Source organism: Nocardioides sp. (assembly GCF_030150155.1).
GTDB lineage: Bacteria > Actinomycetota > Actinomycetes > Propionibacteriales > Nocardioidaceae > Nocardioides.
In genome coordinates, this window is the sequence record NZ_JASLGR010000054.1 from 44,586 (window position 1) to 67,015 (window position 22,430).

The 22,430-nt window shown below is 71.9% G+C and carries 25 protein-coding genes; 12 read left to right on the forward strand and 13 right to left on the reverse strand.

The features are described from left to right. Nucleotides 1-26 precede the first annotated feature (26 nt). The 3 genes from Q1V88_RS16870 (at nucleotide 27) to Q1V88_RS16880 (ending at nucleotide 2,274) form a co-directional block, all read left to right on the forward strand. Nucleotides 27-308 (forward strand): type II toxin-antitoxin system RelE/ParE family toxin, encoded by a 282-nt coding sequence (locus Q1V88_RS16870; protein WP_300682505.1) that lies wholly within the window; start codon nucleotides 27-29, stop codon nucleotides 306-308. Nucleotides 309-329: 21 nt separating this feature from the next. After that, nucleotides 330-632, forward strand: coding sequence for a HigA family addiction module antitoxin (locus tag Q1V88_RS16875; RefSeq protein WP_300682506.1), 303 nt, complete (start codon nucleotides 330-332; stop codon nucleotides 630-632). 184 nt (nucleotides 633-816) lie between these two features. Then, nucleotides 817-2,274 carry a diguanylate cyclase gene (locus Q1V88_RS16880; RefSeq protein ID WP_300682508.1) on the forward strand — a complete coding sequence of 486 codons (1,458 nt, stop codon included), beginning with the start codon at nucleotides 817-819 and terminating at the stop codon, nucleotides 2,272-2,274. Nucleotides 2,275-2,290: 16 nt separating this feature from the next. Here the strand turns inward: Q1V88_RS16880 and Q1V88_RS16885 are convergent, their stop codons facing one another. Both Q1V88_RS16885 and Q1V88_RS16890 read right to left on the reverse strand, forming a co-directional pair. Further along, entirely contained in the window at nucleotides 2,291-4,441 is a 2,151-nt protein-coding gene (locus tag Q1V88_RS16885) for a glycoside hydrolase family 3 protein (protein WP_300682509.1), read from the reverse strand. Nucleotides 4,442-4,613: 172 nt separating this feature from the next. Continuing rightward, nucleotides 4,614-4,943 (reverse strand): hypothetical protein, encoded by a 330-nt coding sequence (locus tag Q1V88_RS16890; RefSeq protein ID WP_300682510.1) that lies wholly within the window; start codon nucleotides 4,941-4,943, stop codon nucleotides 4,614-4,616. 151 nt (nucleotides 4,944-5,094) lie between these two features. On the opposite strand from Q1V88_RS16890, the gene Q1V88_RS16895 reads away from it, so the two are divergent. The 3 genes from Q1V88_RS16895 to trpS all read left to right on the forward strand — a co-directional run bounded on the left by Q1V88_RS16895 (nucleotide 5,095) and on the right by trpS (nucleotide 8,465). Beyond that, nucleotides 5,095-5,781: a response regulator transcription factor gene (locus tag Q1V88_RS16895; RefSeq protein ID WP_300682512.1), complete on the forward strand. Its 687-nt coding sequence runs from the start codon at nucleotides 5,095-5,097 to the stop codon at nucleotides 5,779-5,781. After that, complete coding sequence (locus Q1V88_RS16900) at nucleotides 5,778-7,265, forward strand: HAMP domain-containing sensor histidine kinase (protein WP_300682513.1); 1,488 nt, start codon at nucleotides 5,778-5,780, stop codon at nucleotides 7,263-7,265. Before Q1V88_RS16895 ends, Q1V88_RS16900 begins: the two co-directional genes overlap by 4 nt. A 147-nt stretch (nucleotides 7,266-7,412) precedes the next feature. After that, the gene (trpS, locus tag Q1V88_RS16905) at nucleotides 7,413-8,465 is read left to right on the forward strand and encodes a tryptophan--tRNA ligase (RefSeq protein WP_300682514.1); all 1,053 of its coding nucleotides are present in this window, start codon (nucleotides 7,413-7,415) and stop codon (nucleotides 8,463-8,465) included. Between the two features lie 10 nt (nucleotides 8,466-8,475). Here the strand turns inward: trpS and Q1V88_RS16910 are convergent, their stop codons facing one another. The 3 genes from Q1V88_RS16910 to Q1V88_RS16920 all read right to left on the reverse strand — a co-directional run bounded on the left by Q1V88_RS16910 (nucleotide 8,476) and on the right by Q1V88_RS16920 (nucleotide 10,975). Then, nucleotides 8,476-9,120, reverse strand: coding sequence for a dihydrofolate reductase family protein (locus Q1V88_RS16910; protein WP_300682516.1), 645 nt, complete (start codon nucleotides 9,118-9,120; stop codon nucleotides 8,476-8,478). A gap of 68 nt (nucleotides 9,121-9,188) precedes the next feature. After that, nucleotides 9,189-9,902, reverse strand: a complete 714-nt coding sequence (locus tag Q1V88_RS16915) for an ABC transporter ATP-binding protein (protein ID WP_300682517.1) — start codon at nucleotides 9,900-9,902, stop codon at nucleotides 9,189-9,191. Then, nucleotides 9,899-10,975 carry an ABC transporter permease gene (locus Q1V88_RS16920; RefSeq protein ID WP_300682518.1) on the reverse strand — a complete coding sequence of 359 codons (1,077 nt, stop codon included), beginning with the start codon at nucleotides 10,973-10,975 and terminating at the stop codon, nucleotides 9,899-9,901. Before Q1V88_RS16920 ends, Q1V88_RS16915 begins: the two co-directional genes overlap by 4 nt. A gap of 150 nt (nucleotides 10,976-11,125) precedes the next feature. On the opposite strand from Q1V88_RS16920, the gene Q1V88_RS16925 reads away from it, so the two are divergent. Next, nucleotides 11,126-12,301, forward strand: a complete 1,176-nt coding sequence (locus Q1V88_RS16925; RefSeq protein ID WP_300682519.1) for a sensor histidine kinase — start codon at nucleotides 11,126-11,128, stop codon at nucleotides 12,299-12,301. Then, entirely contained in the window at nucleotides 12,298-12,918 is a 621-nt protein-coding gene (locus Q1V88_RS16930; RefSeq protein ID WP_300682520.1) for a response regulator transcription factor, read from the forward strand. Before Q1V88_RS16925 ends, Q1V88_RS16930 begins: the two co-directional genes overlap by 4 nt. Before the next feature lie 43 nt (nucleotides 12,919-12,961). Here the strand turns inward: Q1V88_RS16930 and Q1V88_RS16935 are convergent, their stop codons facing one another. Beyond that, nucleotides 12,962-13,270, reverse strand: coding sequence for a hypothetical protein (locus Q1V88_RS16935; RefSeq protein ID WP_300682521.1), 309 nt, complete (start codon nucleotides 13,268-13,270; stop codon nucleotides 12,962-12,964). Between the two features lie 76 nt (nucleotides 13,271-13,346). Here Q1V88_RS16935 and Q1V88_RS16940 point away from each other — a divergent pair, with 76 nt between their 5' ends. Both Q1V88_RS16940 and Q1V88_RS16945 read left to right on the forward strand, forming a co-directional pair. Beyond that, complete coding sequence (locus Q1V88_RS16940) at nucleotides 13,347-13,565, forward strand: hypothetical protein (protein WP_300682523.1); 219 nt, start codon at nucleotides 13,347-13,349, stop codon at nucleotides 13,563-13,565. Further along, the gene (locus tag Q1V88_RS16945; RefSeq protein WP_300682525.1) at nucleotides 13,565-14,005 is read left to right on the forward strand and encodes a PIN domain-containing protein; all 441 of its coding nucleotides are present in this window, start codon (nucleotides 13,565-13,567) and stop codon (nucleotides 14,003-14,005) included. The genes Q1V88_RS16940 and Q1V88_RS16945 overlap by 1 nt, the downstream gene beginning before the upstream one ends. Before the next feature lie 13 nt (nucleotides 14,006-14,018). On the opposite strand, the gene Q1V88_RS16950 is transcribed toward Q1V88_RS16945, so the two are convergent. The 7 genes from Q1V88_RS16950 to hppD are packed head-to-tail and all read right to left on the reverse strand — an operon-like array spanning nucleotide 14,019 to nucleotide 20,915. Further along, a complete protein-coding gene (locus Q1V88_RS16950; RefSeq protein WP_300682526.1) occupies nucleotides 14,019-14,303 on the reverse strand; it encodes a 4a-hydroxytetrahydrobiopterin dehydratase in 285 nt (94 codons plus the stop codon). Next, on the reverse strand, nucleotides 14,300-15,184 hold the full coding sequence (locus Q1V88_RS16955) for a phenylalanine 4-monooxygenase (RefSeq protein WP_300682527.1): 885 nt from the start codon (nucleotides 15,182-15,184) through the stop codon (nucleotides 14,300-14,302). The genes Q1V88_RS16950 and Q1V88_RS16955 overlap by 4 nt, the downstream gene beginning before the upstream one ends. Before the next feature lies 1 nt (nucleotide 15,185). Beyond that, complete coding sequence (locus Q1V88_RS16960) at nucleotides 15,186-16,451, reverse strand: Glu/Leu/Phe/Val dehydrogenase dimerization domain-containing protein (protein ID WP_300682528.1); 1,266 nt, start codon at nucleotides 16,449-16,451, stop codon at nucleotides 15,186-15,188. Further along, entirely contained in the window at nucleotides 16,448-17,605 is a 1,158-nt protein-coding gene (locus Q1V88_RS16965) for a fumarylacetoacetate hydrolase family protein (RefSeq protein WP_300682529.1), read from the reverse strand. The genes Q1V88_RS16960 and Q1V88_RS16965 overlap by 4 nt, the downstream gene beginning before the upstream one ends. Then, nucleotides 17,602-18,459 (reverse strand): hypothetical protein, encoded by an 858-nt coding sequence (locus tag Q1V88_RS16970; RefSeq protein ID WP_300682530.1) that lies wholly within the window; start codon nucleotides 18,457-18,459, stop codon nucleotides 17,602-17,604. The genes Q1V88_RS16965 and Q1V88_RS16970 overlap by 4 nt, the downstream gene beginning before the upstream one ends. Continuing rightward, on the reverse strand, nucleotides 18,456-19,679 hold the full coding sequence (locus Q1V88_RS16975) for a cupin domain-containing protein (protein ID WP_300682531.1): 1,224 nt from the start codon (nucleotides 19,677-19,679) through the stop codon (nucleotides 18,456-18,458). Before Q1V88_RS16975 ends, Q1V88_RS16970 begins: the two co-directional genes overlap by 4 nt. 33 nt (nucleotides 19,680-19,712) lie before the next feature. Beyond that, the gene (hppD, locus tag Q1V88_RS16980; RefSeq protein WP_300682533.1) at nucleotides 19,713-20,915 is read right to left on the reverse strand and encodes a 4-hydroxyphenylpyruvate dioxygenase; all 1,203 of its coding nucleotides are present in this window, start codon (nucleotides 20,913-20,915) and stop codon (nucleotides 19,713-19,715) included. A gap of 116 nt (nucleotides 20,916-21,031) precedes the next feature. Here hppD and Q1V88_RS16985 point away from each other — a divergent pair, with 116 nt between their 5' ends. Together Q1V88_RS16985 and Q1V88_RS16990 are read left to right on the forward strand one after the other, a co-directional pair. After that, a complete protein-coding gene (locus Q1V88_RS16985) occupies nucleotides 21,032-21,574 on the forward strand; it encodes an Lrp/AsnC ligand binding domain-containing protein (RefSeq protein WP_300682535.1) in 543 nt (180 codons plus the stop codon). Nucleotides 21,575-21,591: 17 nt separating this feature from the next. After that, a complete protein-coding gene (locus Q1V88_RS16990) occupies nucleotides 21,592-22,392 on the forward strand; it encodes a hypothetical protein (protein WP_300682536.1) in 801 nt (266 codons plus the stop codon). Nucleotides 22,393-22,430 lie beyond the last annotated feature (38 nt).

Genomic DNA, 22,430 nt, shown 5'->3' on the forward strand with positions numbered 1-22,430 from the left:
CTATCGCATAGCGTTAGGATTGCGTGGTGATCCGGTCCTTCAAGAACTCCGACACCGAGAAGGTCTGGAACCGTGACCACGTCCGAGCCCTCGGCCCCGACCTCCAGCGGGCTGCGCAGAAGAAGCTCCGGCTCCTCAATGCGGCCTCGGAGCTGAACAGCCTGCGGGTGCCGCCGGGCAACCGCCTGGAGAAGCTGATCGGCGACCGTGCCGGACAGCACTCCATCCGGATCAACGACCAGTACCGGATCTGCTTCGTCTGGACCGACTCCGGCCCGACCGATGTCGAGATCACCGACTACCACTGACCCACGAGGAGGGACACGATCATGACCACCACGAAGGCGCACGACCCGATCACCCCGGGCGAGATCCTGCTGACCGAGTTCCTGGAGCCGCTGGGCATCACGCAGTACCGCCTCGCCCAGGCCACCGGTCTCCCCCAGACCCGGATCAGCGAGATCGTGCGCGGCAAGCGCTCCATCACCATCGACACGGCCCTGCGCCTGTCCAGGGCCCTGGGCGTCGACGACCGCTTCTGGATCAACATCCAGACCGACTACGACCTCGAGGTCGAGCGCGACCTCCACGCCGACGCGCTCGCCAAGGTCACCACCCTGGTCGCGAGCTGATCACCGGCGTCGACGGGCGCTAGGCGAGCGTTCCACGGGGCGTGATCGCGGGCGGCGTACGGGGGCCGGAGGCAAAACCGAGACGAGAAAGCCCCAGGTCGGCCGAGTATTTGACAGGCTGTGCCCATGTCAGTGGGGGGGCAGACACTCGGGGACCCGTCGACCAGCCGGTCGGGAGGGGTTCGTGGCGCGCCCGCGCTACGGGCCGCAGGCAGCGTTCGGGATCGCCTTCGCGATCCTCCTGATCGCCTGCTACGTCGGGATCCTGGCGCGGATGAGCAATCACCTGTCGGCGTTCTGGCCGGCCAATGCGGTGCTGGCCGGAATCATGCTGCGCTACCCGGGGCTGAACCGGCTGAGCGGGTGGTGCGGGGCGTTCATCGCCTACATGACCGCCGACCTGAGCACCGGCGGTGCGTTCTGGGTGACGTTCGGGCTCTCGGTGACGAACATGACCGGGGCGTTCGCCGTGGTCGCGACCGCCCGTGGCTGGAACCGGCGCCGCCAGTGCCTGGATGAGCCGCGCGACGTCCTGACCCTGGGCGGCGCCTGCGTCGCCGGGGCCACAGCGGCGATGGTCGCCGGTGTCCCGTGCAGCATGATCGCCTTCGACACCACCGTCGCCGACGCGGCCCGGTCCTGGTTCGCCGGCGAGCTCGCCGAGTACCTCGCGGTGCTGCCGGTCATCCTGACCGCCCCGACCCTGGCCGAGCTGCGGACCGCCCCGGCGCAGAGCCGACGCGCACGGCTCCACCGGCTCGCACCCCTGATCGCGCTCCCGCTGGCGATCGCCCTCGGCGTGTGGATCGGTGGCCCGATGGCGCTGATGATCGTGCTGCCGCTGCTGCTGTGGAGCGCGCTGCGCGGCGACGTCTTCCAGACCGCGGTGCTCTCACTGCTGGCGACGGGATGGAACCTGGTCGCGCTCGGCTCCAACGTGACCGAGGTCGAGTCCTTCGGCACCGCCAGCGAACTCTCGGTCAAGGTCGGCCTCGCCCTGCTGGCGGCCGGTCCCCTGGCCGTCGCCGTCGCCGTCTCCTCGCGTGAGGAGGCACTCGACCAGGTCCGCCACCTGGCCCGGCACGACTCCCTCACCGGGCTGCTGAACCGCCGGGCCTTCCTCGACGCCGCCGAGGAGATCGTGCGCCAGGCCCGCGCCGCCAGCACCACCGCCAGCGTCTTCATGGTCGACCTCGACCACTTCAAGACGGTCAACGACCGGTTCGGCCACCCCACCGGCGACGCGCTGCTGGCTGCCGTCGGGGCTGCCCTGCGCGACGGCGTGCACCCCGACGCCGCGGTCGGGCGCCTGGGCGGTGAGGAGTTCGCCGTCGCGATCAGCGGCCTGACCCCGCACGAGGCCGAGACCCTGGGCCGCCGGATCCGGGCCGTGATCGCCAGCTCGGCGCGCGGCCCCGGCATCGACCTCGGCGACGCCCTGCCCGACGCCCGCGCTCTGCACGAGCTGCTGCCGGTGCTGCGGGACTGGCCGGTCTCGGCCAGCATCGGCGTCGCCACGATGCGTCCCACCTCGACGATCACGGTGACACGGCTGGTCACGCTCGCCGACCATCAGCTCTACGAGGCCAAGCACTCCGGCCGGGACCAGCTGCGCGCCGCGCCCGCCCTCGACCCGTCCTGAACGGCCCTGCGGGCGCTTAGCCGCCGAACTCGTCGCCGTCCAGATCGACCGAGGTCGCCAGGCTGAGGTCGGTCGCGCTGTGGCCGACGGCGACGTCGTAGCGACCGGCCTCGATCCGCCACCGCCCCGAGAACCCGTCAGCGCCGTCGTAACGGGCCAGGACCCGCCGCTCGGCGACCAGGCTCACCTCGGCGGACTCCCCCGGCGCCAGCTCGACGCGCGAGAACGCCAGCAGCCGCTGCCGGACCTGACCGTTCACCGCCGTCAGATACAGCTGCGGTACGTCGGCACCGGACCGCTCCCCGACGTTGCGGACCCGCACCGTGGCGGCCACCGTCGGCCCCGCCTCGACGCGAAGGTCCTCGTAGACGAAGGTCGTGTAGCTCAGGCCGTGGCCGAATCCGAAGAGCGGCTCGGCGCCGGTGGCCGCACACCAGCGGTAGCCGACCTCGGCGCCCTCGTCGTACCGGATCGTGGTCGGCGTACCCCAGGCAGTGTCGAGTCCGGGCAGCACCGGGCGTGGGTGGTCGGCGAGGCTGCGCGGGAACGTCATCGGCAGCCGCCCCGAGGGAACCACGGCACCGGTGAGCACCTCCGCGATCGCACGCCCGCCGCCCTGCCCCGGATACCAGGCCTGGAGCACCGCTCGGACCTTGTCCAGCCACGGCATCTCCACCGGGTTGCCCGTCTCCAGGACGACCACGGTGTTCGGGTTGGCCTCGGCGACCGCCTCGATCACGGCGTCCTGGCCCCAGGGCAGGGTCAGGTCGGCATTGTCGAAGCCCTCGCCCTCGACCCGGACCCCGAACGCGATCACCAGGTCGCAGCGCCGTGCCGTCATCGCAGCCTCGGCAGGGGACATCCCCGGGTCCCACTCGAACTGCGCGTGCGGCATCAGCCGCTGGAGCTCGGCCAACGGGGAGGACGGCAGCAGGTACAGGTTGCGTCCCGCACTCATCTGCGCGTGCGCACCGCCGATCCGCACCACCTCGGCGAAGCCGCCCGGCGGCACCACCGCCGAGGAGCCGCACCCGGTCAGGACCCCGACCTGGGCATGGCCCCCGATCACCGCAATGTGCACGGCCGCGTCGGGATCGAGCGGCAGGACGCCGTCGTTGGCGAGCAGCACGATGCCCTGCCGAGCCGTCTCCAAGGCGATCTCGTGGTGCGCCTCCAGGTCGACGCTCGGCGCCGGACCCCACTGGTCGATCCCGATCTCGAACATCGAGGTCAGGATGCGGCGGACCATCTCCGAGAGCCGCTCGGCGGGGAGGTCGCCGCGAGCGTGTGCCTCGCGCAGCGGCTCGGTGAACGGCTCGTCGTGCCACAGGATCCGGTCGACCTGCGCCCCGGACTCCTGGTCCAGGCCCGCCAGCGCGAGCGTCCAGCTCGGGGTCGCACCCCAGTCGGACATCACCCAGCCGTCGTACCCCCATCGGCCCTTGAGGATCTCCTCCAGCAGGACCCGGCTGCCGCCGGCGTACTCGCCGTTGACCTTGTTGTACCCCGTCATCACCGCACCCGGCCGCGACCACGCGATCGCGAGCTCGAAGGCGAGCAGGTCCGACTCGCGGTGCGCCGCCGGGTCGATCACCGCGTCCAGCCAGTGCCGGTTGGTCTCGTTGCAGTTCAGCGAGAGGTGCTTGATCGTCGAGATGACGCCCTCAGCCTGGATGCCCTCGATCGACGCGGCCGCCAGGACCGCGGTGTGCAGCGGGTCCTCGGAGAGGTACTCGAAGTTCCGGCCGTTGCGCGGGTCCCGCACCAGGTTCGCCCCACCGGCCAGCTGGACGTTGAAGCCCCGCGAGCGTGCCTCACGTCCGAGCAGGTGCCCGGCGGCGCGGGCCAGGTCGGGGTTGAACGACGACGCCAGTGCCAGTCCGGCCGGGAGGGCGGTCGCCGTGTCCCCCTCGCGGTAGCCGGGGTTGGTCACCCCCAGGCTCGCATCCGACATCAGCAGCGCCGGGACGCCCAGACGCTCGACGCCCGGGACGTAGCCCGCGCTCATCGGTACCCCGTCGGGGATGCGCGGGTCCTTGGTCGGCGAGACCGAGTTGGTCCCCATCACACTGACCAGGAGCGAGAACCGCTCCGCGTCGCTCATCTGCGACTCCACGGCCCGCGCCCGGAGCGCAGCCTCGGTCTCCAGGCGGTCAGCCAAGCCCATCGCGAACCTTCCTCGTCGGCGTGATCGGGATCGGCCACGAGTATGCCGCAGCGGGTCGTCCGCCTGACGTCCGCGTGCTGCCCGCGGGCTACCCTGACAGCCGAAGACCGGCGGGGCGTCCTCAGGACGCGCGCCGCCGGTCTCCGCCGGGCTCTGCCGGGATCAGCTGAGGTCAGTGGGTCGACGGCGCCGTGGTCGTCGTCGAGGTGGTGGTGTGCTTCTTCACCTGCACCTTCTCGCCGTCACTGTCGGACTTCTTCTTCCACTGGGCGTCCTCCTTCTTCTCCTGCGCAGCGGTCTCGGTCTTGGTGTGCTTCGTGGCGTGCTTGGTGCGCTTCGTCGCGTGCTTGACCGCATGCTTCACATGGGCCGTGGTGGTCGACGAGGTCGGCGTGCTGGCGTTGGCGGCCGACATCGCGCCGGTGCCGAGGAGACCAAGGACAGCGGCAGCGGCGATGCCCGCGGCGTAACGACGGCTAGGGTTCTTGGAGACGATCTTCATGGTGGTTCCTTCCGGTCGTGCAGATGCTGTTGCGCTGGACAGGGACCACTGTGCGGAGCCGAACCTGTGCGCCCGCTGAGCGTTGCTGAGAGCTTTCACAGGGTTCATGCGGGGCTGTCGGGCATGCTGGAGGAGCAAAGGGGGGTGCCTGGTGAAGGTGCTGGTGGTCGACGACGAACAGACGCTGGCTCGGGCGATCAAGCGAGGACTGGAGGCCGAGGGCTTCCTGACCGAGATCGTGCACGACGGTCTCGCCGGACGGGAGCGGGCGCTGGCAGGTGAGTTCGACGTGATCGTGCTCGACCTGATGGTGCCGGGCCGCAACGGCTACGACGTATGTCGCGACCTGCGCCGCGCCGAGGTCTGGACGCCCGTCCTCATCCTGACGGCGAAGGACGGCGAGTACGACGAGGTGGACGCGTTCGACCTCGGTGCCGACGACTACCTCACCAAGCCGTTCTCGTTCCCCGTCCTGGTCGCCCGGCTGCGGGCGCTGGTCCGACGTGGTGGCCCCGAGCGGCCCCCGGTGCTCACCGCAGGCGACCTCACCCTCGACCCAGCCTCGCGCAGCGTGCACCGCGGCGGCACGGAGATCGCATTGACCGCCCGGGAGTACGGCGTGCTGCACCACCTGATCCGGCACAAGGGGACGGTGGTCTCCAAGCTCGACCTGCTCCAGGACGTCTGGGACCTGCACCACGACGGTGCGGAGAACAGCGAGAACATCGTCGAGGTCTACATCGCCTACCTGCGCCGCAAGATCGACGCCCCGTTCGGGCGGGCCGCGATCGAGACGGTCCGCGGTGCCGGCTACCGGCTCGAGGGTCACGGCGGATGACGCAGCGGATGACGCAGCGCCCGGCCCGGCGCACCTGGTCGGTGCGGGTGCGGACCACGGCGGTCACCCTGGCCTTCCTGCTCCCGATCGTGGTCGTCGGCGGTGGCATCGTGGCCTGGCTCCAACGTGTCGGCCTCACCCACGCCGAGGCGGTCCTGGCCCGCACCCAGGCACGCAACCTCGCCACCGAGGTGGCCCAGGAGGGGATCCCGAAGACCCCCACGCCGCAGGACCTCTCGGTCTCCCTGGCCGCGGAGTCGCCGCTGTTCCAGATCGTCGACGACGGTGTCGTGGTGCGTCACTCCCGGGCGCTGCGGACCAGCACGCCGGCACTCACCCTGCGGGCCACCCGTTCCACGCCGCAGCCCCGTGCCGGGGTCGTCAGTGTCAGCCTCGGCGGTGAGGCCGACCGGTACAGCGCGGCCGCCGTGCCGGTGCCGGGCTCGCCGAGGACGACGTACGTCGTCGTGCTGCGGACCCTGGAGACGGTGAACGCGACCACGGTCTCGGACCTGCGGCTGCTGGGCGCGACCGTCCCGATGCTGCTCGGGATCGTCGGCGTGGCCGCCTGGATGCTGGCCGGGCGGGCGCTGGCGCCGGTGGAGCGGATGCGTCGGGCCGCCGACGCGATCGGCGCGGGTCCGACCGACGCGCGGCTGCCGGTGCACGGCACCGACGAGGTCGGCCGGCTGGCGCAGACGATGAACTCGCTGTTGGACCGGATCGACGCCGGCCAGCGTTCCAAGCGCCGCTTCGTCGCCGACGCCTCGCACGAGCTCCGCAGCCCGGTCGCGACGATCCGCACCCTGATGGAGGTCTCGGCGCTGACCCCGACCGACCCGGCCGAGCTCCGAACCGAGGTGCTCAACGAGGTCGACCGGCTCCAGCGGCTGGTGGACGGACTGCTGCTGGTGGCCCGGCGCGACGCCAGTGCTCCGGCGCAGGTCAGCTACCGGCCGGTGGACCTGGTCGAGGTGGTCGGTCGGGAGCTGGCCCGGCGCCGTCCCCATCCGGTCACCACCGACCTGCCGGAGGGTCCGCTCCTGGTGGCGGGGCCGGTCGAGGCCCTGGAGACGCTCCTGGACAACCTGCTCACCAACGCACAACGCCATGCCCGTAGCGCGGTGCGGGTCACGATCACCACCGCCGGGGCCGCTGAGGCCGGCGACATCCCGGCCGAGCCGATCCGGTCACCGGAGCCGACCGGGCAGGCCGCGGGGTGCGTGCTGCTCCGCGTCGCCGACGACGGCCCCGGCGTCCCCGACGGCGAGCACGACCGGATCTTCGACAGGTTCGTCAGGCTGGACGACGCCCGCTCCCGCGACGCCGGCGGTGCCGGGATCGGGCTCTCGGTGACGCGCGAGCTGGCGGCCGAGCGCGGTGGCTGGGTGCGGTCGGTGCCGGTCGCCGACGGTGCCGTCTTCGAGCTGGTCCTGCCGTTGCTGAGGCCGACCGAGGACGCGGCAGACCAGGGCGTAGAGTGAGAGCGTGACGATGCGCGCCCAGCAGTGGTGGTGGCCGACCTTCTAGGCGGCCGCCGATCGTCCCATCCCCTTCGAGCCGCCCTCGGGCGTCTCGACACGTGCTGGCATCCGCCGCGGCGCCCGTGGGCTTCACCCACAGGAGCACCCATGAGCACCACCCTCGACGCCGCCCAGGTCCGCAGTGACGACCTGGCCGCCGCCATCGACGTCGCGCCGACGGCGTACCGTATGCTGACCGGCGACCGCCCGACCGGCGACCTGCACATCGGCCACTACCTGAGCAGCCTGCGCGCTCGGGTCGCCCTCCAGGACCGGGGCGTCGACTCCCTGGTCCTGATCGCCGACTACCAGGTGATCACCGACCGTGACTCGGTCGGACGGATCCGGGACAACGTGCTCTCCCTGATGGCCGACTACCTGGCGCTCGGGATCGACCCGAGCCGCTCGATCGTCTTCGCGCACTCGGCGGTGCCGGCCCTCAACCAGCTGATGCTGCCGTTCCTCAGCCTGGTCACCAACGCCGAGCTGGAGCGCAACCCCACGGTCAAGGACGAGCTGCTGGCCAGCAACCGGCCGCTGTCGGGGCTGCTGCTCACCTACCCGGTCCACCAGGCCGCCGACCTGCTCTTCTGCAAGGCCACCGTGGTCCCGGTCGGGCGCGACCAGCTCCCCCACCTGGAGCAGGCCCGGGTGATCGCCCGCCGCTTCAACACCCGGTTCGCCGACGGGCGCACGGTCTTCCCCGAGCCGGTCGCCCTGCTCAACGACCAGCAGCTCATCCTCGGCCTCGACGGGGCGAAGATGTCCAAGAGCCGCGGCAACACGATCGCCCTCGGGGCCAGCGCCGAGGAGACTGCCCGGCTGATCCGCGGGGCACGCACCGACGCCGAGGCCCTGATCACCTTCGAGCCCGAGCGGCGCCCCGAGGTGGCGAACCTGCTGACCATCGCGGCCGGCTTCACCGGCACCGACCCGCAGACCCTGGCCGACCAGGTCGGCGACACCGGCGGCCGCGGACTGAAGGCGCTCGTCACCGAGGCGGTCAACGAGGGCCTGCGCGAGCACCGTGCGCGGCGCGCGACCTTCGCCGCCGACCCCGCCCAGCTCCTCGCGGTGCTCCGCGACGGCAACGACCGGGCCTCGGCGATCGCCGAGACGACACTGGCCGAGGTCCGGGAGGCGATGGGGATGGACTACTGAGACCCGAGGCTCAGCGGGTGAAGGTGACGTGGATCGTCCCGGACTCCGCGACCTCGCTGCGCATCCGGTGGGTCGACTCCAGGCCGCGCAGGTCCTCCCAGACCCGGTGGCCCCGGCCCAGCACGATCGGGGCGATGCTGACGTGCAGCTCGTCGACCAGTCCGGCGCGCAGGAAGGCGCGGGCGGTGCTGATCCCGCCGCCGACCCTGACGTCACGCTCGCCGGCGGCGGTGACCGCCTCGGCCAGGACGTCCTCGATCGCGCCGTCGCGGAAGTGGAAGGTGGTGCCGCCCTCCATCGGGATCGGGTCCCGCGGCGCAGTGTGGGTCAGCACGTAGACCGGCGTACCGAAGGGAGGGCGTTCGCCCCACCACCCCTTCCAGTCGGGGTCGTCGGGGAAGGAGTGCAGACCGAACATCGCCGCGCCCATGATCTCGGCGCCGACACCGGTGAAGAACGCCTCGGCGTAGGCATCGTCGAGTCCGGTGGTGCCGGCCCCGGAGGTGTCGCCGAAGACCCGCTCCTGCATCGTGCGGGTGGCGATGTAGGCCTGGGTGAGTGGGCCCCAGTCCTCCCCCATCGGGTCCTCGGCGGTGCCGCCGGCCGAGGTGTAGCCGTCGAGGGAGGAGAACAGGTCGACGCGGACGCGGGTCATCTCAAGCTCCTGAGGTCGGGGGGTGGGCAGGACCGCCACTGAGACCCTGGCCCTCGCGCCGAGCCAGGTCAAGCGCTCGGCGCCGCCAGGCGCCCCTGCACGGCGGTCTCGACCAGGCGGCCGTCGACGATCGTGACCAGCTCGTCGAGGGCCTCGCGGTGCACCAGGTCGTGGGTGACCAGCAGCGTGGCGGTACGCCGCTGGTGCGTCAGGTCGGCGATCAGCGCCATGATCTCCGCGCCGCGCTCCTGGTCCAGGGCACTGGTCGGCTCGTCGATCAGCAGGACGCCGGGCTCGTGCACCAGCGCCCGGGCGATCGCCACCCGCTGGCGCTGGCCCCCGGAGAGCTGGGCCGGGCGCTTGTCGGCGTGGTCGGCCAGCCCGACGGCCTCCAGCAGGTCGTCGGCGCGGCTGTGGACCAGCCGACGGCGTTCGCGGGCACCGGGGCCACCGAGCTCGGCCATCACGTGCAGCTGCTCGCGGGCGGTCAGCGACGGCAGCAGGTTGGACTGCTGGAAGACGATCCCGATCTGCTCGCGGCGCAGGTCGGCTGCCTCGCGGCGGCTGAGCCGGGCGGCGTCGAGGTCGCCGATCCAGACGTGCCCGCTGTCCGGCGGCATCAAGGTCGCGGCCAGGGCCAGGACACTGGACTTGCCCGAGCCCGACGGGCCGGTGATCCCGGTGACGATGCCGGGGCGGCCGGTCAGGGACAGCTCGTCGACGGCGGTGATCCGACGGTTCCCGTCGGGGAAGGTGAGGGTGACGTGGTCGAGGCGGATCATCGGTTGCTCCCGAGTGCGGTGAGGGGGTCGGCATGGGTGACGCTGCGCAGTGCGACGGCAGCGCCGGCGAGGCCGAGCAGGGCCAGGGCTGCGCCGGGCAGCAGCGTGGTGAGCGGATCGAGCACGAACGGCAGTCCGCTCGGGGCGATCAGGGCCAGTCCGACCACGGCGGCCAGCCCGACGCCGATCCCGACGACGAGGACGACCGCGGCCTGGCCGAGGGCGTCACGCACCAGGGACGACGTGGTCGCGCCGAGTGCCTTGAGCACGGCGACGTCGCCGGTGCGCTGCATGCTCCAGACGGTGAAGAACGCACCCACCACCAGGGCCGAGACCACGAACAGCATCCCGATCATCAGACCGAGCGAGCCGATCTCGGAGGTGAAGGTCGGCAGGGCAGTCAGGCTGGCCAGGTGTCCCGACGCACTGGTCTGGGTCTGGGCCTCGACGGCACTCCAGTCGGGATGGCCGCTGACCGCGAGCACGGTCGCGTCACCGCTCCCGCCCAGGCTGAGGTCAACGCTCGACCACGCCTCGGGGCTGAGCACCACGACCGGCAGGTGGCTGTACCAGAGGTCGTGGCCGACGGTGCCGACCGTGAAGGAGCGTCCGGCGACCATCACCTGCGAGCCGGGTCGGGCGCCGAGCTGGTCGGCGGCCGCGCTGGACAGGCCGATGCCGTCCCCGCTCTTCGGGGCCAGCGAGCCGATCGAGGTGGCGCCGTCGGTGTGCGGCAGCCCGACCAGGGCCACGGCGACCGGACGCTCGCCGCTGGCGACCCGGCCCTGGACGATGCCGACCGGCACCACCGAGGTGACCCCGTCGGCATGACGCCACGCGGCCGTCGTACTGGCCGGGAGGGAGGACTCGCTGAAGCTCGGGCTGCCCGAGGCCGGCTGCTGCAGGACGAGCCGGTCCCCCGGTAGGGCCAGCACGGCCGAGACGTTCTGGGAGGCCAGGCCTCCGGCGAGGCCCGCCAGGAAGCCGACGAGCAGGGTGATCAGGGCGACCACGGCGGTCATGAGGACGAACCGTCCGCGGGCGAAGCGGAGGTCGCGCCAGGCGACGTACACGAGAGTGTTCCTTTCTGTCACCGACGGTTCCCCGGCGACAGTTCCAGACTGCTGCGCGCGGGGCTCGGGTTCATCGGCAGAGAGGTTGGTCCTCGGCTACGACTTTCGATGGATCCGATCCGCAGCTGCGCTCCGTAGGCTGGAGGGGCCATGCCACAGCACTCACTGACCCCGGTCTTCACCGCCCTGCGCACCTGCCTGCATCTGCTGGTCGCGGTGCTGCTCGGGCTGGTGCTCGCCCGGATCCTGGTCGGCGAGGCGACCTCGACCCCGACGGCGCTCGTGCTGAGCGCTGCGTTCGCCGCCGTCTACCTGGCCGGGGCCTGGCTGGCGCGGGCCCCGACGGGCCGCCGTCGGGGCCGCGACACGCTCTGGCTGCTGGCCCTGACGCTGCTGTGGGGCGGGCTGCTGATCCAGATCCCCGAGGCCGCCTACCTGGTCTTCCCGCTGTTCTTCCTCTATCTGCACCTGCTGCCCACCCCCGCGGGACCGCTGGCGGTCCTGGTCGCCACCGCGATCGCGATCGTCGCGATCGGGCTGCACTCCGAGTTCACCGTCGGCGGCGTCGTCGGACCACTCGTCGGGGCGGGGGTGGCCCTGATGATCGGGCTCGGCTACCGGGCGCTGGCGCGGGAGGCCGCCGAACGCGAGGCACTGGTCGCCGAGCTGGTCGCCACCCGCGACCTGCTCGCCGCCACCGAGCGCGAGCAGGGCATCCTCACCGAGCGTGCCCGGCTGGGCCGGGAGATCCACGACACCATCGCCCAGGGGCTCTCCAGCATCCAGATGCTGCTCCACGCCGCCGAGCGAGCCGAGCCGGGCAGTGCCGGCAACGACCACGTCCGGCTGGCACGGCAGACCTCGGCCGACGTGCTGGCCGAGACCCGACGCTTCATCCGCGAGCTCACCCCGCCGACCCTGGACCAGGGGCTGCCCGGTGCCCTGCGACGGCTCGCCGCCGCGCAGAGCGAGACCTACGGGCTGCCGGTGAGCGTCGAGGTCCCCGACCGGGTCGACGTCACGATGGACGCCCAGACGGCGCTGCTCCGGGTCGCCCAGGGTGCGCTGGCCAATGTGGTCCAGCACGCGCACGCCTCCCACGTCCTGCTCCGCCTGGTAGAGTCCCCGACCCAGATCTCCCTGACCGTCAGCGACGACGGGGTCGGCTTCGACCCCGGTAGCGTCGCCCGCGCTCGGTCCAGCGACTCCTTCGGCCTGCGCAGCATCGAGGACCGGATCGCCCAGATCGGCGGCACCGTCGACCTCGCCAGCGTCTCCCCCGGCGGTACGACGCTCACCGTGACGCTGCCACGGAGTGCGGCATGATCCGGCTCGTGATCGCCGACGACCATCCCGTCGTCAGGGCCGGACTCCGCGCCCTGCTGGAGGGCGAGGACGACCTCGAGGTCGTCGGGGAGGCGGCCACCGCCGAGGAGGCGGTCGACCTGGCCGCCGGGCTGGCACCCGAGCTGGTGCTGATGGACCTCCAGTTCGGGGAGTCGACCGGTGGGGTCGAGGCGACCCGCCGGATCCGGGGCCTGGCGGCGGCGCCGTACGTCCTGGTGCTGACCAACTACGACACCGACGGCGACATCCTCGGAGCGGTCGAGGCCGGGGCCAGCGGCTACCTGCTCAAGGACGCACCGCCGCACGAGCTGACCGCCGCGATCCGTGCCGCTGCCGCAGGAGAGAGCGCCCTGGCACCGGCGATCGCCGGACGGCTGCTGGAGCGGATGCGCTCCCCCCACATCAGCCTCTCGGCGCGCGAGATCGAGGTGCTGGAGCTGGTCGCCGCCGGGGCGAGCAACACCGAGGTCGCAGCGCGGCTGCACATCACCGACGCGACGGTGAAGTCGCACCTGGTGCACGTCTTCTCCAAGCTCGGCGTCTCCTCGCGGACCGGGGCCGTCTCCAAGGCGCGGGAGCTGGGCATCCTGCGCTGAGGCCCGCGCCGTCTGGACGGCTCCGGGCCTCAGCCGGGGGCCCTCAGGAGTGGCGGCGCCCCTTGGCGTCGGCGACCGCAGCGGCACCGGCCGCGAGCCCGGTCACGACGCCGACCGAGGGCCAGGCGCCGATCTTCTTGGCCAGCGGGTGCGAGCCGCCGAACGCGCCGACGTACAGCGCGGTGAGAGCAGCAGCCGGAGCGACCCCGACCGACCCGGCCCAGCCCTTGGCGGCAGCAGCGCCGGCCACGGCGAGCACGGCACCGCCGAGCTCACGCTTGCCGGTGTAGCGGGCGGTGGCGTAGCCACCGACGAGACCGAGGGCGACGAGGGGTGCGGTGGGGATCTTCATGGCTCCATCGTACGGAGCGGCCCCAGGCCGTCGGAGGCACTCAGAAATGTCGGTGGGCCGACATAGGCTTGCTCCCATGAGCACAAACCGTGAGGAGCTCCAGCGCCTCGTCGACGGCCTTGCCGATGACGAGGTGGAGGCCGTGCTCACCGACGTACGCCGACGCACAGCCGATCTGCCTTCCCGCACGAGGGAGCCGTTCTCCTGGTTCGGCATGGTGACGTCCACGGACGTGCCCACCGACCTGGCCGACCGGTCGAGCGACTACCTGGAGGGCTTCGGCGCTGAAGGCTGATGATCCTGTGTGACACGGGCCCGATCGTGGCGGCCGCCTTCGCCCACCAGGACCGGCATCATGCCTGCACTGAGATGTTCACCGGCTTTCGGCTCGCCAATCAGTCCCTGCTGCTCCCAGCGACGGTGGCGGCCGAGGTCGGGTTCCTGCTTGAGCGGTACGGCGGCGCTGCCTATGAAGCACGCTGGCTCGCCGCCGTCGCGCAGGGCGACTTTGAGCCGGTCGACCTGGTGGCGGCCGACTATGAGCGCATGTCAGAGCTGGTCGATCGCTATGCGGACTTCCCGCTCGGCACCACTGACGCCTCGCTGATCGCCTTGTCAGAGCGACTCGACATCGCCGAGATCGCCACCCTGGATCGACGCCACTTCACGGCGGTCCGACCTCGGCACGCACCCCATCTCACCTTGCTGCCCGAGGACCTCTCTCCTCGCCGCTGAGCACCGATGTCCCTCAGCCGAGCGCGTCCACCTGGCCCGCCAGCGCGATGTCCAGCGCCGTGATCCGATCCCCCGCGTCGTGGGTCCTGACCCGGAGCGTCACCGTCCGCCAGCGGATGTCGATGTCGGGGTGGTGGTTCATCGCCTCGGCGAGCTCACCGACCTGCTGCACCCACGCCAGCGCCTCAACGAAGGTGGGCAGGGTGCGGGTCCGGGTGAGCCAGCCGTCCCCGACCGACCAGTCCGGTAGCGAGCCGAGCGCGGCGGCGACCTCCTCGGGCAGCAGCGGGGTGCTCATGCCGTCACCGTCAGGCGGGCGATCGCGTCGTCGTCGCAGGCGGCCCAGAACGAGCCGACCACGTCCTCGACCTGGCTGAACGACTCAGCCGCGTAGAGCACCCGCTGGTAGGAGGTGATGTCGTAGTCGTGGGTGCCCATGTCGACCAGGTCCAGGTCTCGGATCTCCATGCCGCGAAACTCCTCGATCTCTCCGGGGCTGGACAGGATGCCGGCGCCGTAGGCCCGCAGCTGCCCCTCCTCCCAGTGCACGCCGAACTCCAGAGTGAACCAGAAGACCTTGCTGACGAACTCGAGGGCGGCCTCGGTCTCGACCCGGCGGGCCGCCTGGCCGGCCGCCTCGTAGAGGGTCGCATAGCGTGGGTGCGCGAGCGTGTTGCCGTGCCCGACGACCTCGTGCAGCACGTCGGGCTCGGGGGTGTAAAGCGGCACCGAGTGGTGCCGGATGTACTGCGTGCCCCAGAACCGCCGGTCGGCCAGCGCACCGTAGAACTCCCGCAGCGGCACCAGCCCCGCCGCCGGCTGGTACCGGAACCCGGTCAGCGGGGCGAGCAGGTCGCTGACCTCGTCGAGCTGCGGCACCCGGTCGACCGGCAGCCCGAGCGCCTCCTTGCCCTCCAGGAAGACACTGCTGGCGTACGCGTGGTGCCGCGACTCCAACGCCTCGCACACCACCCGCCAGACCTCGTCCTCCTCCTCGGTGTAGTCAGCGACCGGGCACGGAGTTCCCGGCACCCAGCTGCTGGCCAGGCTCGCCAGTCGGTCGCGTCGGCGGCGGTACTCGCTGTCGGCGAACCCCGGATGCTCACGACCGAGCTGGACCCTCACGTTGCCCTGGTCATCGGCGACCACGGGCGCGAAGTACTGCGCCTCGTCGAACATCTCACTCCCCTTCCCCGTCACTCACCAGCTGCTCCAGCGCGATCTCCAGTGCCGTCGCCGCGATCGCGGTCCGGGCCTGCGAGCGCACGTGGCAGCGCTGGACGGCGTCACGGATCGTGCGTGACACGTCGCCGAGGATCGCCTCGTCGGTCACCTCCCCGGAGCCCTCCATCAGCAGGGTGAAGGCGCGCGCCATCCCGCAGTTCGCGATGAAGTCGGGCACCACCGCGACGCTCTGGTCAGCCAGCTCGTACGTCGGCCCGTAGAACGTCTCGGCATCGGCGAAGGGCACGTTCGCTCCGGCCGCGATCATCTCCAGGCCGGCCACACTCAGCCGCTTGACCTGCTCGCTCGTGACCAGCCGGGAGGCCGCGCACGGCAGGAAGATCTCGGCCTCCAGGTCCCAGATCCGCTCGTCGACCTCAGCGAAGTCGAGCAGCCCCTCGGCGACCAGGCCGTTGCCGGTCTTGGCCAGCAGCAGGGCCTCCACCTGGGCCAGGCTCAGCCCCTCGGGCTCGATCAGGCCACCGGCACGGTCGATGATCCCGACCACGCGGACCCCGGCCCGGGCCAGGTAGTACGCCGCCGCGGCACCGACGTTGCCCCAGCCCTGCACGATCGCCCGCTTGCCCGCGACCGGCGCCCCGTCGCCGTACACGTCATAGAAGGCGAGGACCGACTCGGCCACGCCCCAGCCGGTGACCAGGTCGGCGATGGTGTACTTCCGCGGCGCGGCTCCGGGCTGGACTGCGGGGATGTAGCGCGGGTCCTCGACCACCTTGGAGACCCCGAGCCGCAGCATCCCGACGCGCTGCACCAGCTCCCGCTCGGTGGGCGCGAAGTGCCCGTTGACGATGCCCTGCTGCGGATGCCACAGCCCGTAGCGCTCGGTCAGGGGGATGACGTCATGGACCTCGTCGACGTTGAGGTCCCCACCGGTGCCGTAGTACGCCTTCAGCAGCGGCGCGACCGCCCGGAACCAGCGCTCCAGCACCCCGGCCCGGCGCGGGTCGCCCGGGTCGAAGTCGATCCCCGACTTGGCGCCGCCGATCGCCGGACCCGAGACGGTGAACTTCACCTCCATCGTCTTGGCCAGGGCCTCGACCTCACTGCGGTCCAGGCCGGCGCGCATCCGCGTGCCACCCCCGGCGGCGCCGCCGCGCAGGGAGTTGATCACCGCCCAGCCACGCGCCTCGGTCTCGGTGTCGTGCCACTCGAAGACGATCTCGGGCGGGGCCGCCTCGAATCGCTGCAGCAGGGTCTTCATCGGTGTCCTTTCGCAGGGGTGATCCGGCCGCGGGCCTCGCCGAAGCCGATCCGGGAGCCGTCGGTGCCGGGTGCGGTGGCGCGCAGCACCACCACGTCGCCGTCGGCGAGGAAGCCCTCGCCACGCTCGATCAGGGAGCCGACCTGGTCGGCGGCGGGCCCCGAGACGGTGCCGGAGGCGAACAGGTCGCCGGTCCGGGTCGGGGCGCCGTTGGCGGTCAGGTGGGCCAGCATCTGGGCGGGCGACCAGTAGGTCGAGGCGTACGGCGGCCGACTGAGCGTGACGCCGTTGACCTGGATCTCCAGACTCAGGTCCAGGCCCCACGGCGCGTCGGTGGCCAGGTAGCCGATCGGGGTCGGGACCTGGGTCGGGGTGGGGATCCGGGCCGCCTCCAGTGCCGCCATCGGCACCACCCACGGCGAGACCGTGGAGGCGAAGGACTTGCCCAGGTGCGGGCCGAGCGGGACGTATTCCCAGGCCTGCAGGTCGCGCGCCGACCAGTCGTTGAACAACACCACCCCGAAGAGGTGCTGCTCGGTCGCGGCGATGCTGATCGGCTCCCCCATCGCGTTGCCGACGCCGACCACGAAGCCGACCTCGGCCTCCAGGTCCAGCCGCTGCGAGGGCCCCACCTCCGGGGTCGTGGCACCCGCCGGGAGCCGCTGGCCGCACGGCCTGACCACGTCGGTGCCCGAGACCACGATCGACCCGGCCCGCCCGGTATAGCTGATCGGCAGGTGCCGCCAGTTCGGGGTGAGCGGGTCGGGCGCCTCGGGCCGGAACAGCCGCCCCAGGTTCGAGGCGTGGTGCTCGGAGGCGTAGAAGTCGACATAGTCGGTGACCTCGAACGGCAGGTGCAGGGTGACCTCAGCGATCGGGACGGCCGCGCCCGGCGGCAGGTGCGCCGCCAGGTCGTCGGCCGCCACGTCGGCCACGGCGCGCTGCAACGCCGCGCGGACCTGCTGCCAGCATTGCGGTCCCTGCGCCATGAACGGCGACAGGCTCGGCCCGGCGAAGAGGTCGTCGTCGAGGACGGTGGCGAGGTCCAGGACGTACCCGCCCAGGCGGGTGCCGACCCGCGGGGCACGCCCGGGGGTCGAGTAGACGCCGTAGGGCAGGTTCGCCGGGCCGAAGAGGTGGTCGTCGCGGGTCACGGGATCAGCCCCATCCGTCGGAGGTCGGCGACCGGCTGGTCGATCGAGCAGGTCCCGATCGACTCCAGCGCCGAGGTGGTCGGCAGCCCTGTGCGTGCCGGCAGCGTGAGCAGGGCGGTGGCGTCGCGGTGGGCCAGCACCGCGGCGATCTCGGCCCCGTCCGCGCCGCGGGCGGCGGCGTCGGTGGCGGCCAGCAGGTTGAGGAAGCCATGCTCCTCGAACCCGGTGACCGGGTCGGTGTGGCGTAGCGCATGGTGCAGGCCGGCGGTCGCCTTGAACCGCACGCCCGCCTCGGCCAGCGCACGCAGGGTGTCCGCGAGCTCGGCCTCGTCGGGATAGGCAGCCGCCTCGGTGCCGCCGGTGCGGATCTTCGCCCGGTACGTCGTCCCCGCCAGGTCGACGATGACGGCGGCGCTCCGCGGCCCCCGCGGGAGCTCCACGACGACGGTGAGCCCCGATCCCTCGGCACCAACCTCCGCCACCCCCGACAACGCCGCCACCTCTGCCAACGCCGCCCGCAGCCCGGCGACCTCGGCGACGCGGACCTCGATCGCGACCAGCCGCAACCCCGCGGCGGCTTCGCTCCGCCAGCCCCCGACGGCCTCCATCGCCTCGACCGCCGTCACCGCCCCGGCGGCGTCGGGCACCACCAGGCAGAGGTCGAGCGGCTCCTCGCCGAGCAGGTGGGTCAGACGCTGCAGCTCCTCCAGCCGGGGCAGGTCGACGACCAGGGGGCCGACCAGGGCGGCGTACGGCGCCCGCCGATGGCGGCGGTGGGCCACCACCGCCTCGGCCAGCCCGAGGTTGCCGGGCGGGAAGATCGCGGCGTCGTCGAAGAGCAGTGGCAGGCTCATGCTCCACCTCGGACCCACGACGTCACGTAGGCCCCGTCGTCGACGGCACGGCCCGCCTCACCCAGCTCCAGGGGTGCGAACGTGTCGACCATGACGGCCAGCTCGTCGAAGAACTCGACGCCGATCGAGCGCTCGTAGGCACCCGGCTGCGGTCCGTGGCTGTGGCCGCCCGGATGCAGGCTGATGGAGCCCTGCCCGATGCCCGAGCCACGGCGTGCCTCGTAGTCGCCGCCGCAGTAGAACATCACCTCGTCGGAGTCGACGTTGGAGTGGTAGTACGGCACCGGGATCGACAGCGGGTGGTAGTCGACCTTGCGCGGCACGAAGTTGCAGATCACGAAGTGGTGTCCGGCGAAGACCTGGTGCACCGGCGGGGGCTGGTGGACCCGCCCGGTGATCGGCTCGAAGTCGCGCCAGTTGAACGCATAGGGGTACAGGCATCCGTCCCAGCCGACCACGTCGAAGGGGTGGTGCGGCACGACGTGGATCGTGCCCGCCAGGCCACCGGGTCCCGGACCGCGGTGCTTGACGTAGACCTCGATCTCGTCGGCCGTGGCGCCGGTGGAGCCGTCGACCAGCAGCGGCCCGGCCGGCCCGCGCAGGTCCCGCTCACAGTAGGGAGCGTTCTCCAGGAGCTGCCCGTAGCGGGAGCGGTAGCGCTCCGGCGGAGCGATGTGCCCGACCCCCTCGATCGTGTAGAGCCGCAGCGGCTCCGAGCCCTCGGCCGGCACCCAGCGGTGCGTCGTGGCCCGCGGCACGATCACGTAGTCGCCGTCGCCGACCTCCAGGGTGCCGAAGACCGTCTCCACCCGCCCCGAACCGGACTCGACGTAGACGCACTCGTCACCGATCCCGTTGCGGTACAGCGGCGAGGGCGCTCCGCAGGCGACGTACCCGATCCGCACGTCGGCGTTGGCGAGCACCAGCCGTCGTCCCGTGACCGCATCGACGTCGGCCCACTGAGCCGGTCCAGGAGTCAGGTCGTGGAGCCGCAGGTGGCGCGGGATCAGGGGGTGGTTCGGGGTGGTGGACTGGTCGGGCAGGTCCCAGGTGCGGGCCGAGACGATCGCCGACGGGATGTGCCGGTGGTAGAGCAGGGAGGAGTCCGAGGAGAACCCCTCCTCCCCCATCAGCTCCTCGTAGTAGAGCCGACCGGCCTCGTCGCGGTGCTGGGTGTGACGCTTGGGCGGGACGTCCCCGACCCGGGTGTAGTGGGCCATCGCTGTACCTCGCTGTTCGGTTCGGCAGTCGCCTCAGAAGTTCCCGCGTCGCTCCTGCTCGCGCTCGATCGCCTCGAAGAGGGCCTTGAAGTTGCCCTTGCCGAAGCCGAGCGAGCCGTGGCGTTCGATCAGCTCGAAGAAGACCGTCGGGCGGTCGGTGATCGGGCGGGTGAAGATCTGGAGCAGGTAGCCGTCCTCGTCCCGGTCGACCAGGATCCCGCGGGACTGGAGCTCGGCGATCGGCACCCGGACCTCCCCGATCCGGGCACGCAGCTCGGGGTCCTCGTAATAGGAGTCGGGGGTGGAGAGGAACTCGACACCGGCGGCGCGCAGCGCGTCCACCGAGGCCAGGATGTCGCTGGTGGCCAGGGCGAGGTGCTGGGCGCCGGGGCCGTCGTAGAACTCGAGGTACTCGTCGATCTGCGACTTCTTCCGGGCCGGGGCCGGCTCGTTGAGCGGGAACTTCACCCGGTGGTTGCCGCTGGCCACGACCTTCGACATCAGTGCGGAGTAGTCGGTCGCGATGTCGTCGCCGATGAACTCGGCCATGTTGGTGAACCCCATCACCCGGCCGTAGAAGTCGACCCACTCGTCCATCCGGCCGAGCTCGACGTTGCCCACCACGTGGTCCAGGGCCTGGAAGACCGGCACCGCGCCGTCGGGCCGGGTGCCGGGCGTCGTACGGGGGACGAAGCCGGGCAGGTAGGGCCCGTCGTAACGGCTGCGGTCCACCAGGGTGTGGCGCGTGTCGCCGTACGCCGCGATCGCGGCGATCCGGACGGTGCCGTACTCGTCGGTGAGGTCGTGCGGCTCGCTCAGCACCGTCGCACCGACGCGGCGGGCATGGGACACGCACCGGTCGACGTCGGGCACCGCGAGGGCGATGTCGACGACCCCGTCGCCGTGACGACGGTGGTGGTCGAGCAGCGGGCTGGCCGGGTCGACGCCGCCGGTGATCACGAAGCGGACCGCGCCGCTGCTGAGCACGTACGCGACATGGTCGCGGTTGCCGGTCTCAGGACCGGAGTAGGCCACCACCTCCATCCCGAACGCGGAGACGAAGAAGTGCACCGTCTGCAGGGCGTTGCCGACCACCCACACGATCGCGTCCCAGCCGGTCACCGGGAACGGGTCGGCAGCGTCGTCGTACTCGACGAGGCCGACGAGTCGCTGGAGTGTGGGCAGGTCGAGGTCGGCGAGCCGTTCCTCGTTCGTCAGGGTCTCCACCAGGGCCATGACCCGAGTCCACACGCCCCACCCGACCTCGACAACCTGCCCTTCACGGACTGTCCGGACTGCGCAATCTGTGCAGTTCTCTCGCGTTCTAAATAGGCAGGATGCTAAGAAGAGATGTGACGCCGACCACACTGGACGAGATCGACATCGCGTTGCTGAGCGCGCTGACCGAGGTGCCGCGAGCGGGCGACCTGGAGCTCTCTCGCCGCACCAAGGTGGCGCGCGCCACCGTCCAAGCCCGGTTGCGCCGGCTGGCCGAGGCCGGCGTGATCGCCGACTGGAGCCCGCGCATCGACGTGGCCGCGGCCGGGTTCGAGGTGCAGGCCTACGTCACCCTGGAGATCGCCCAAGGCGCCCTGGACCAGGTGGTCGCCGACCTCACCGCGATCCCCCAGGTGCTGGAGGCCTACGGCACCACCGGCACCTTCGACGTGCTGTGCCGGGTGGCGACCCGGTCCCTGCCCGAACTCCAGGAGACCCTGGTCCGGATCGACACCTCCTCCCCCGTGGCCCGCTCCACCAGCGTGATGGTGCTCTCGGTGCTGATCCCGCCGCGCACGGTGCCACTGCTGCGTGCCGGCACCCCCGCTCCCAGCCCGCGCTCGCCTGCCTACCGCGGAGGACGGGATTCGGCGAACGGCCCCCGGCAGGGCGTCTGAAGCCCTAGGGTCGGCGCATGATCGAAGCGACTGGGCTGCGCCGCGGCTCCCTCGGCGTCCTGGCGATGCTCACGGCGGTGGCGCTGAGCGCGTGCGGATCCGGTGACGGCGACATGCCTGCCGCCTCCAGCGGTACGCCGCTCACCGCATCGCCCTCCTCGACGGCGGCGGCCACGGACTCGGCAACGGGCTCGGTCACGGGCTCGGCGAGCGCGGCCGTGGAGGTAGAGCCGTCGATCAGCCTCTCGCCCGCCGAACTGGCGGCCTCGAAGGTCTACACGCCGGACTACTTCAAGCGCCTCAACCTGACCGGGTACCTCTCCGGCGACGACTTCGTCGTCGGCCCGCTGACCGAGGTGATCGACCTGTGCGGCACCACCGTCGCCCCGGCCAGCAGTCCGGTGGCCGCACGCCGCGCGGTCAGCTCGACCGGCGGAGGCCTGGGCGAGAAGGACCCGGGCCAGGTGACACGCAGCGTCGCTGTCTATCCCACCGCCGCCGGGGCCACCACGACGTACGAGGCGCTGCGCAGCGGACTCGCCGCCTGCGCGAAGGCCGGGTCGGCCACGATCACCGAGCTCGACGTGCCCGGGACGCTCGCGTGGCGGCGTACGGGCTATGGCAGCGAGGAGAAGTGGGGCTCGCCCAACGCTGGGGTCGCTCAGGTCTGGACCGCCTGGGTGCACGGACGCACCGTGCTGGTGCAGTACGAGTCCCAGGCCACCGCGCTCACCACGAAGCGCGCCACCGCCACCGCCCGCACCCTGCTGACCTCCTCGGTCCAGGTCCGCTCCCAGATCGCGGAGAAGATCGGCTGAGCCGCCCCGTTCGATGGCTGGGGTCAGGGACGGGCCAC

Coding starts and splice junctions, on each gene's coding strand:
- Q1V88_RS16875 (WP_300682506.1), top strand. CDS start 330: ATGACCACCACGAAGGCGCACGACCCGATCACCCCGGGCGAGATCCTG.
- Q1V88_RS16885 (WP_300682509.1), bottom strand. CDS start 4,441: ATGGGCTTGGCTGACCGCCTGGAGACCGAGGCTGCGCTCCGGGCGCGG.
- Q1V88_RS16890 (WP_300682510.1), bottom strand. CDS start 4,943: ATGAAGATCGTCTCCAAGAACCCTAGCCGTCGTTACGCCGCGGGCATC.
- Q1V88_RS16900 (WP_300682513.1), top strand. CDS start 5,778: ATGACGCAGCGGATGACGCAGCGCCCGGCCCGGCGCACCTGGTCGGTG.
- trpS (WP_300682514.1), top strand. CDS start 7,413: ATGAGCACCACCCTCGACGCCGCCCAGGTCCGCAGTGACGACCTGGCC.
- Q1V88_RS16910 (WP_300682516.1), bottom strand. CDS start 9,120: ATGACCCGCGTCCGCGTCGACCTGTTCTCCTCCCTCGACGGCTACACC.
- Q1V88_RS16915 (WP_300682517.1), bottom strand. CDS start 9,902: ATGATCCGCCTCGACCACGTCACCCTCACCTTCCCCGACGGGAACCGT.
- Q1V88_RS16925 (WP_300682519.1), top strand. CDS start 11,126: ATGCCACAGCACTCACTGACCCCGGTCTTCACCGCCCTGCGCACCTGC.
- Q1V88_RS16930 (WP_300682520.1), top strand. CDS start 12,298: ATGATCCGGCTCGTGATCGCCGACGACCATCCCGTCGTCAGGGCCGGA.
- Q1V88_RS16935 (WP_300682521.1), bottom strand. CDS start 13,270: ATGAAGATCCCCACCGCACCCCTCGTCGCCCTCGGTCTCGTCGGTGGC.
- Q1V88_RS16940 (WP_300682523.1), top strand. CDS start 13,347: ATGAGCACAAACCGTGAGGAGCTCCAGCGCCTCGTCGACGGCCTTGCC.
- Q1V88_RS16945 (WP_300682525.1), top strand. CDS start 13,565: ATGATCCTGTGTGACACGGGCCCGATCGTGGCGGCCGCCTTCGCCCAC.
- Q1V88_RS16950 (WP_300682526.1), bottom strand. CDS start 14,303: ATGAGCACCCCGCTGCTGCCCGAGGAGGTCGCCGCCGCGCTCGGCTCG.
- Q1V88_RS16955 (WP_300682527.1), bottom strand. CDS start 15,184: ATGTTCGACGAGGCGCAGTACTTCGCGCCCGTGGTCGCCGATGACCAG.
- Q1V88_RS16960 (WP_300682528.1), bottom strand. CDS start 16,451: ATGAAGACCCTGCTGCAGCGATTCGAGGCGGCCCCGCCCGAGATCGTC.
- Q1V88_RS16970 (WP_300682530.1), bottom strand. CDS start 18,459: ATGAGCCTGCCACTGCTCTTCGACGACGCCGCGATCTTCCCGCCCGGC.
- Q1V88_RS16975 (WP_300682531.1), bottom strand. CDS start 19,679: ATGGCCCACTACACCCGGGTCGGGGACGTCCCGCCCAAGCGTCACACC.
- hppD (WP_300682533.1), bottom strand. CDS start 20,915: ATGGCCCTGGTGGAGACCCTGACGAACGAGGAACGGCTCGCCGACCTC.
- Q1V88_RS16990 (WP_300682536.1), top strand. CDS start 21,592: ATGATCGAAGCGACTGGGCTGCGCCGCGGCTCCCTCGGCGTCCTGGCG.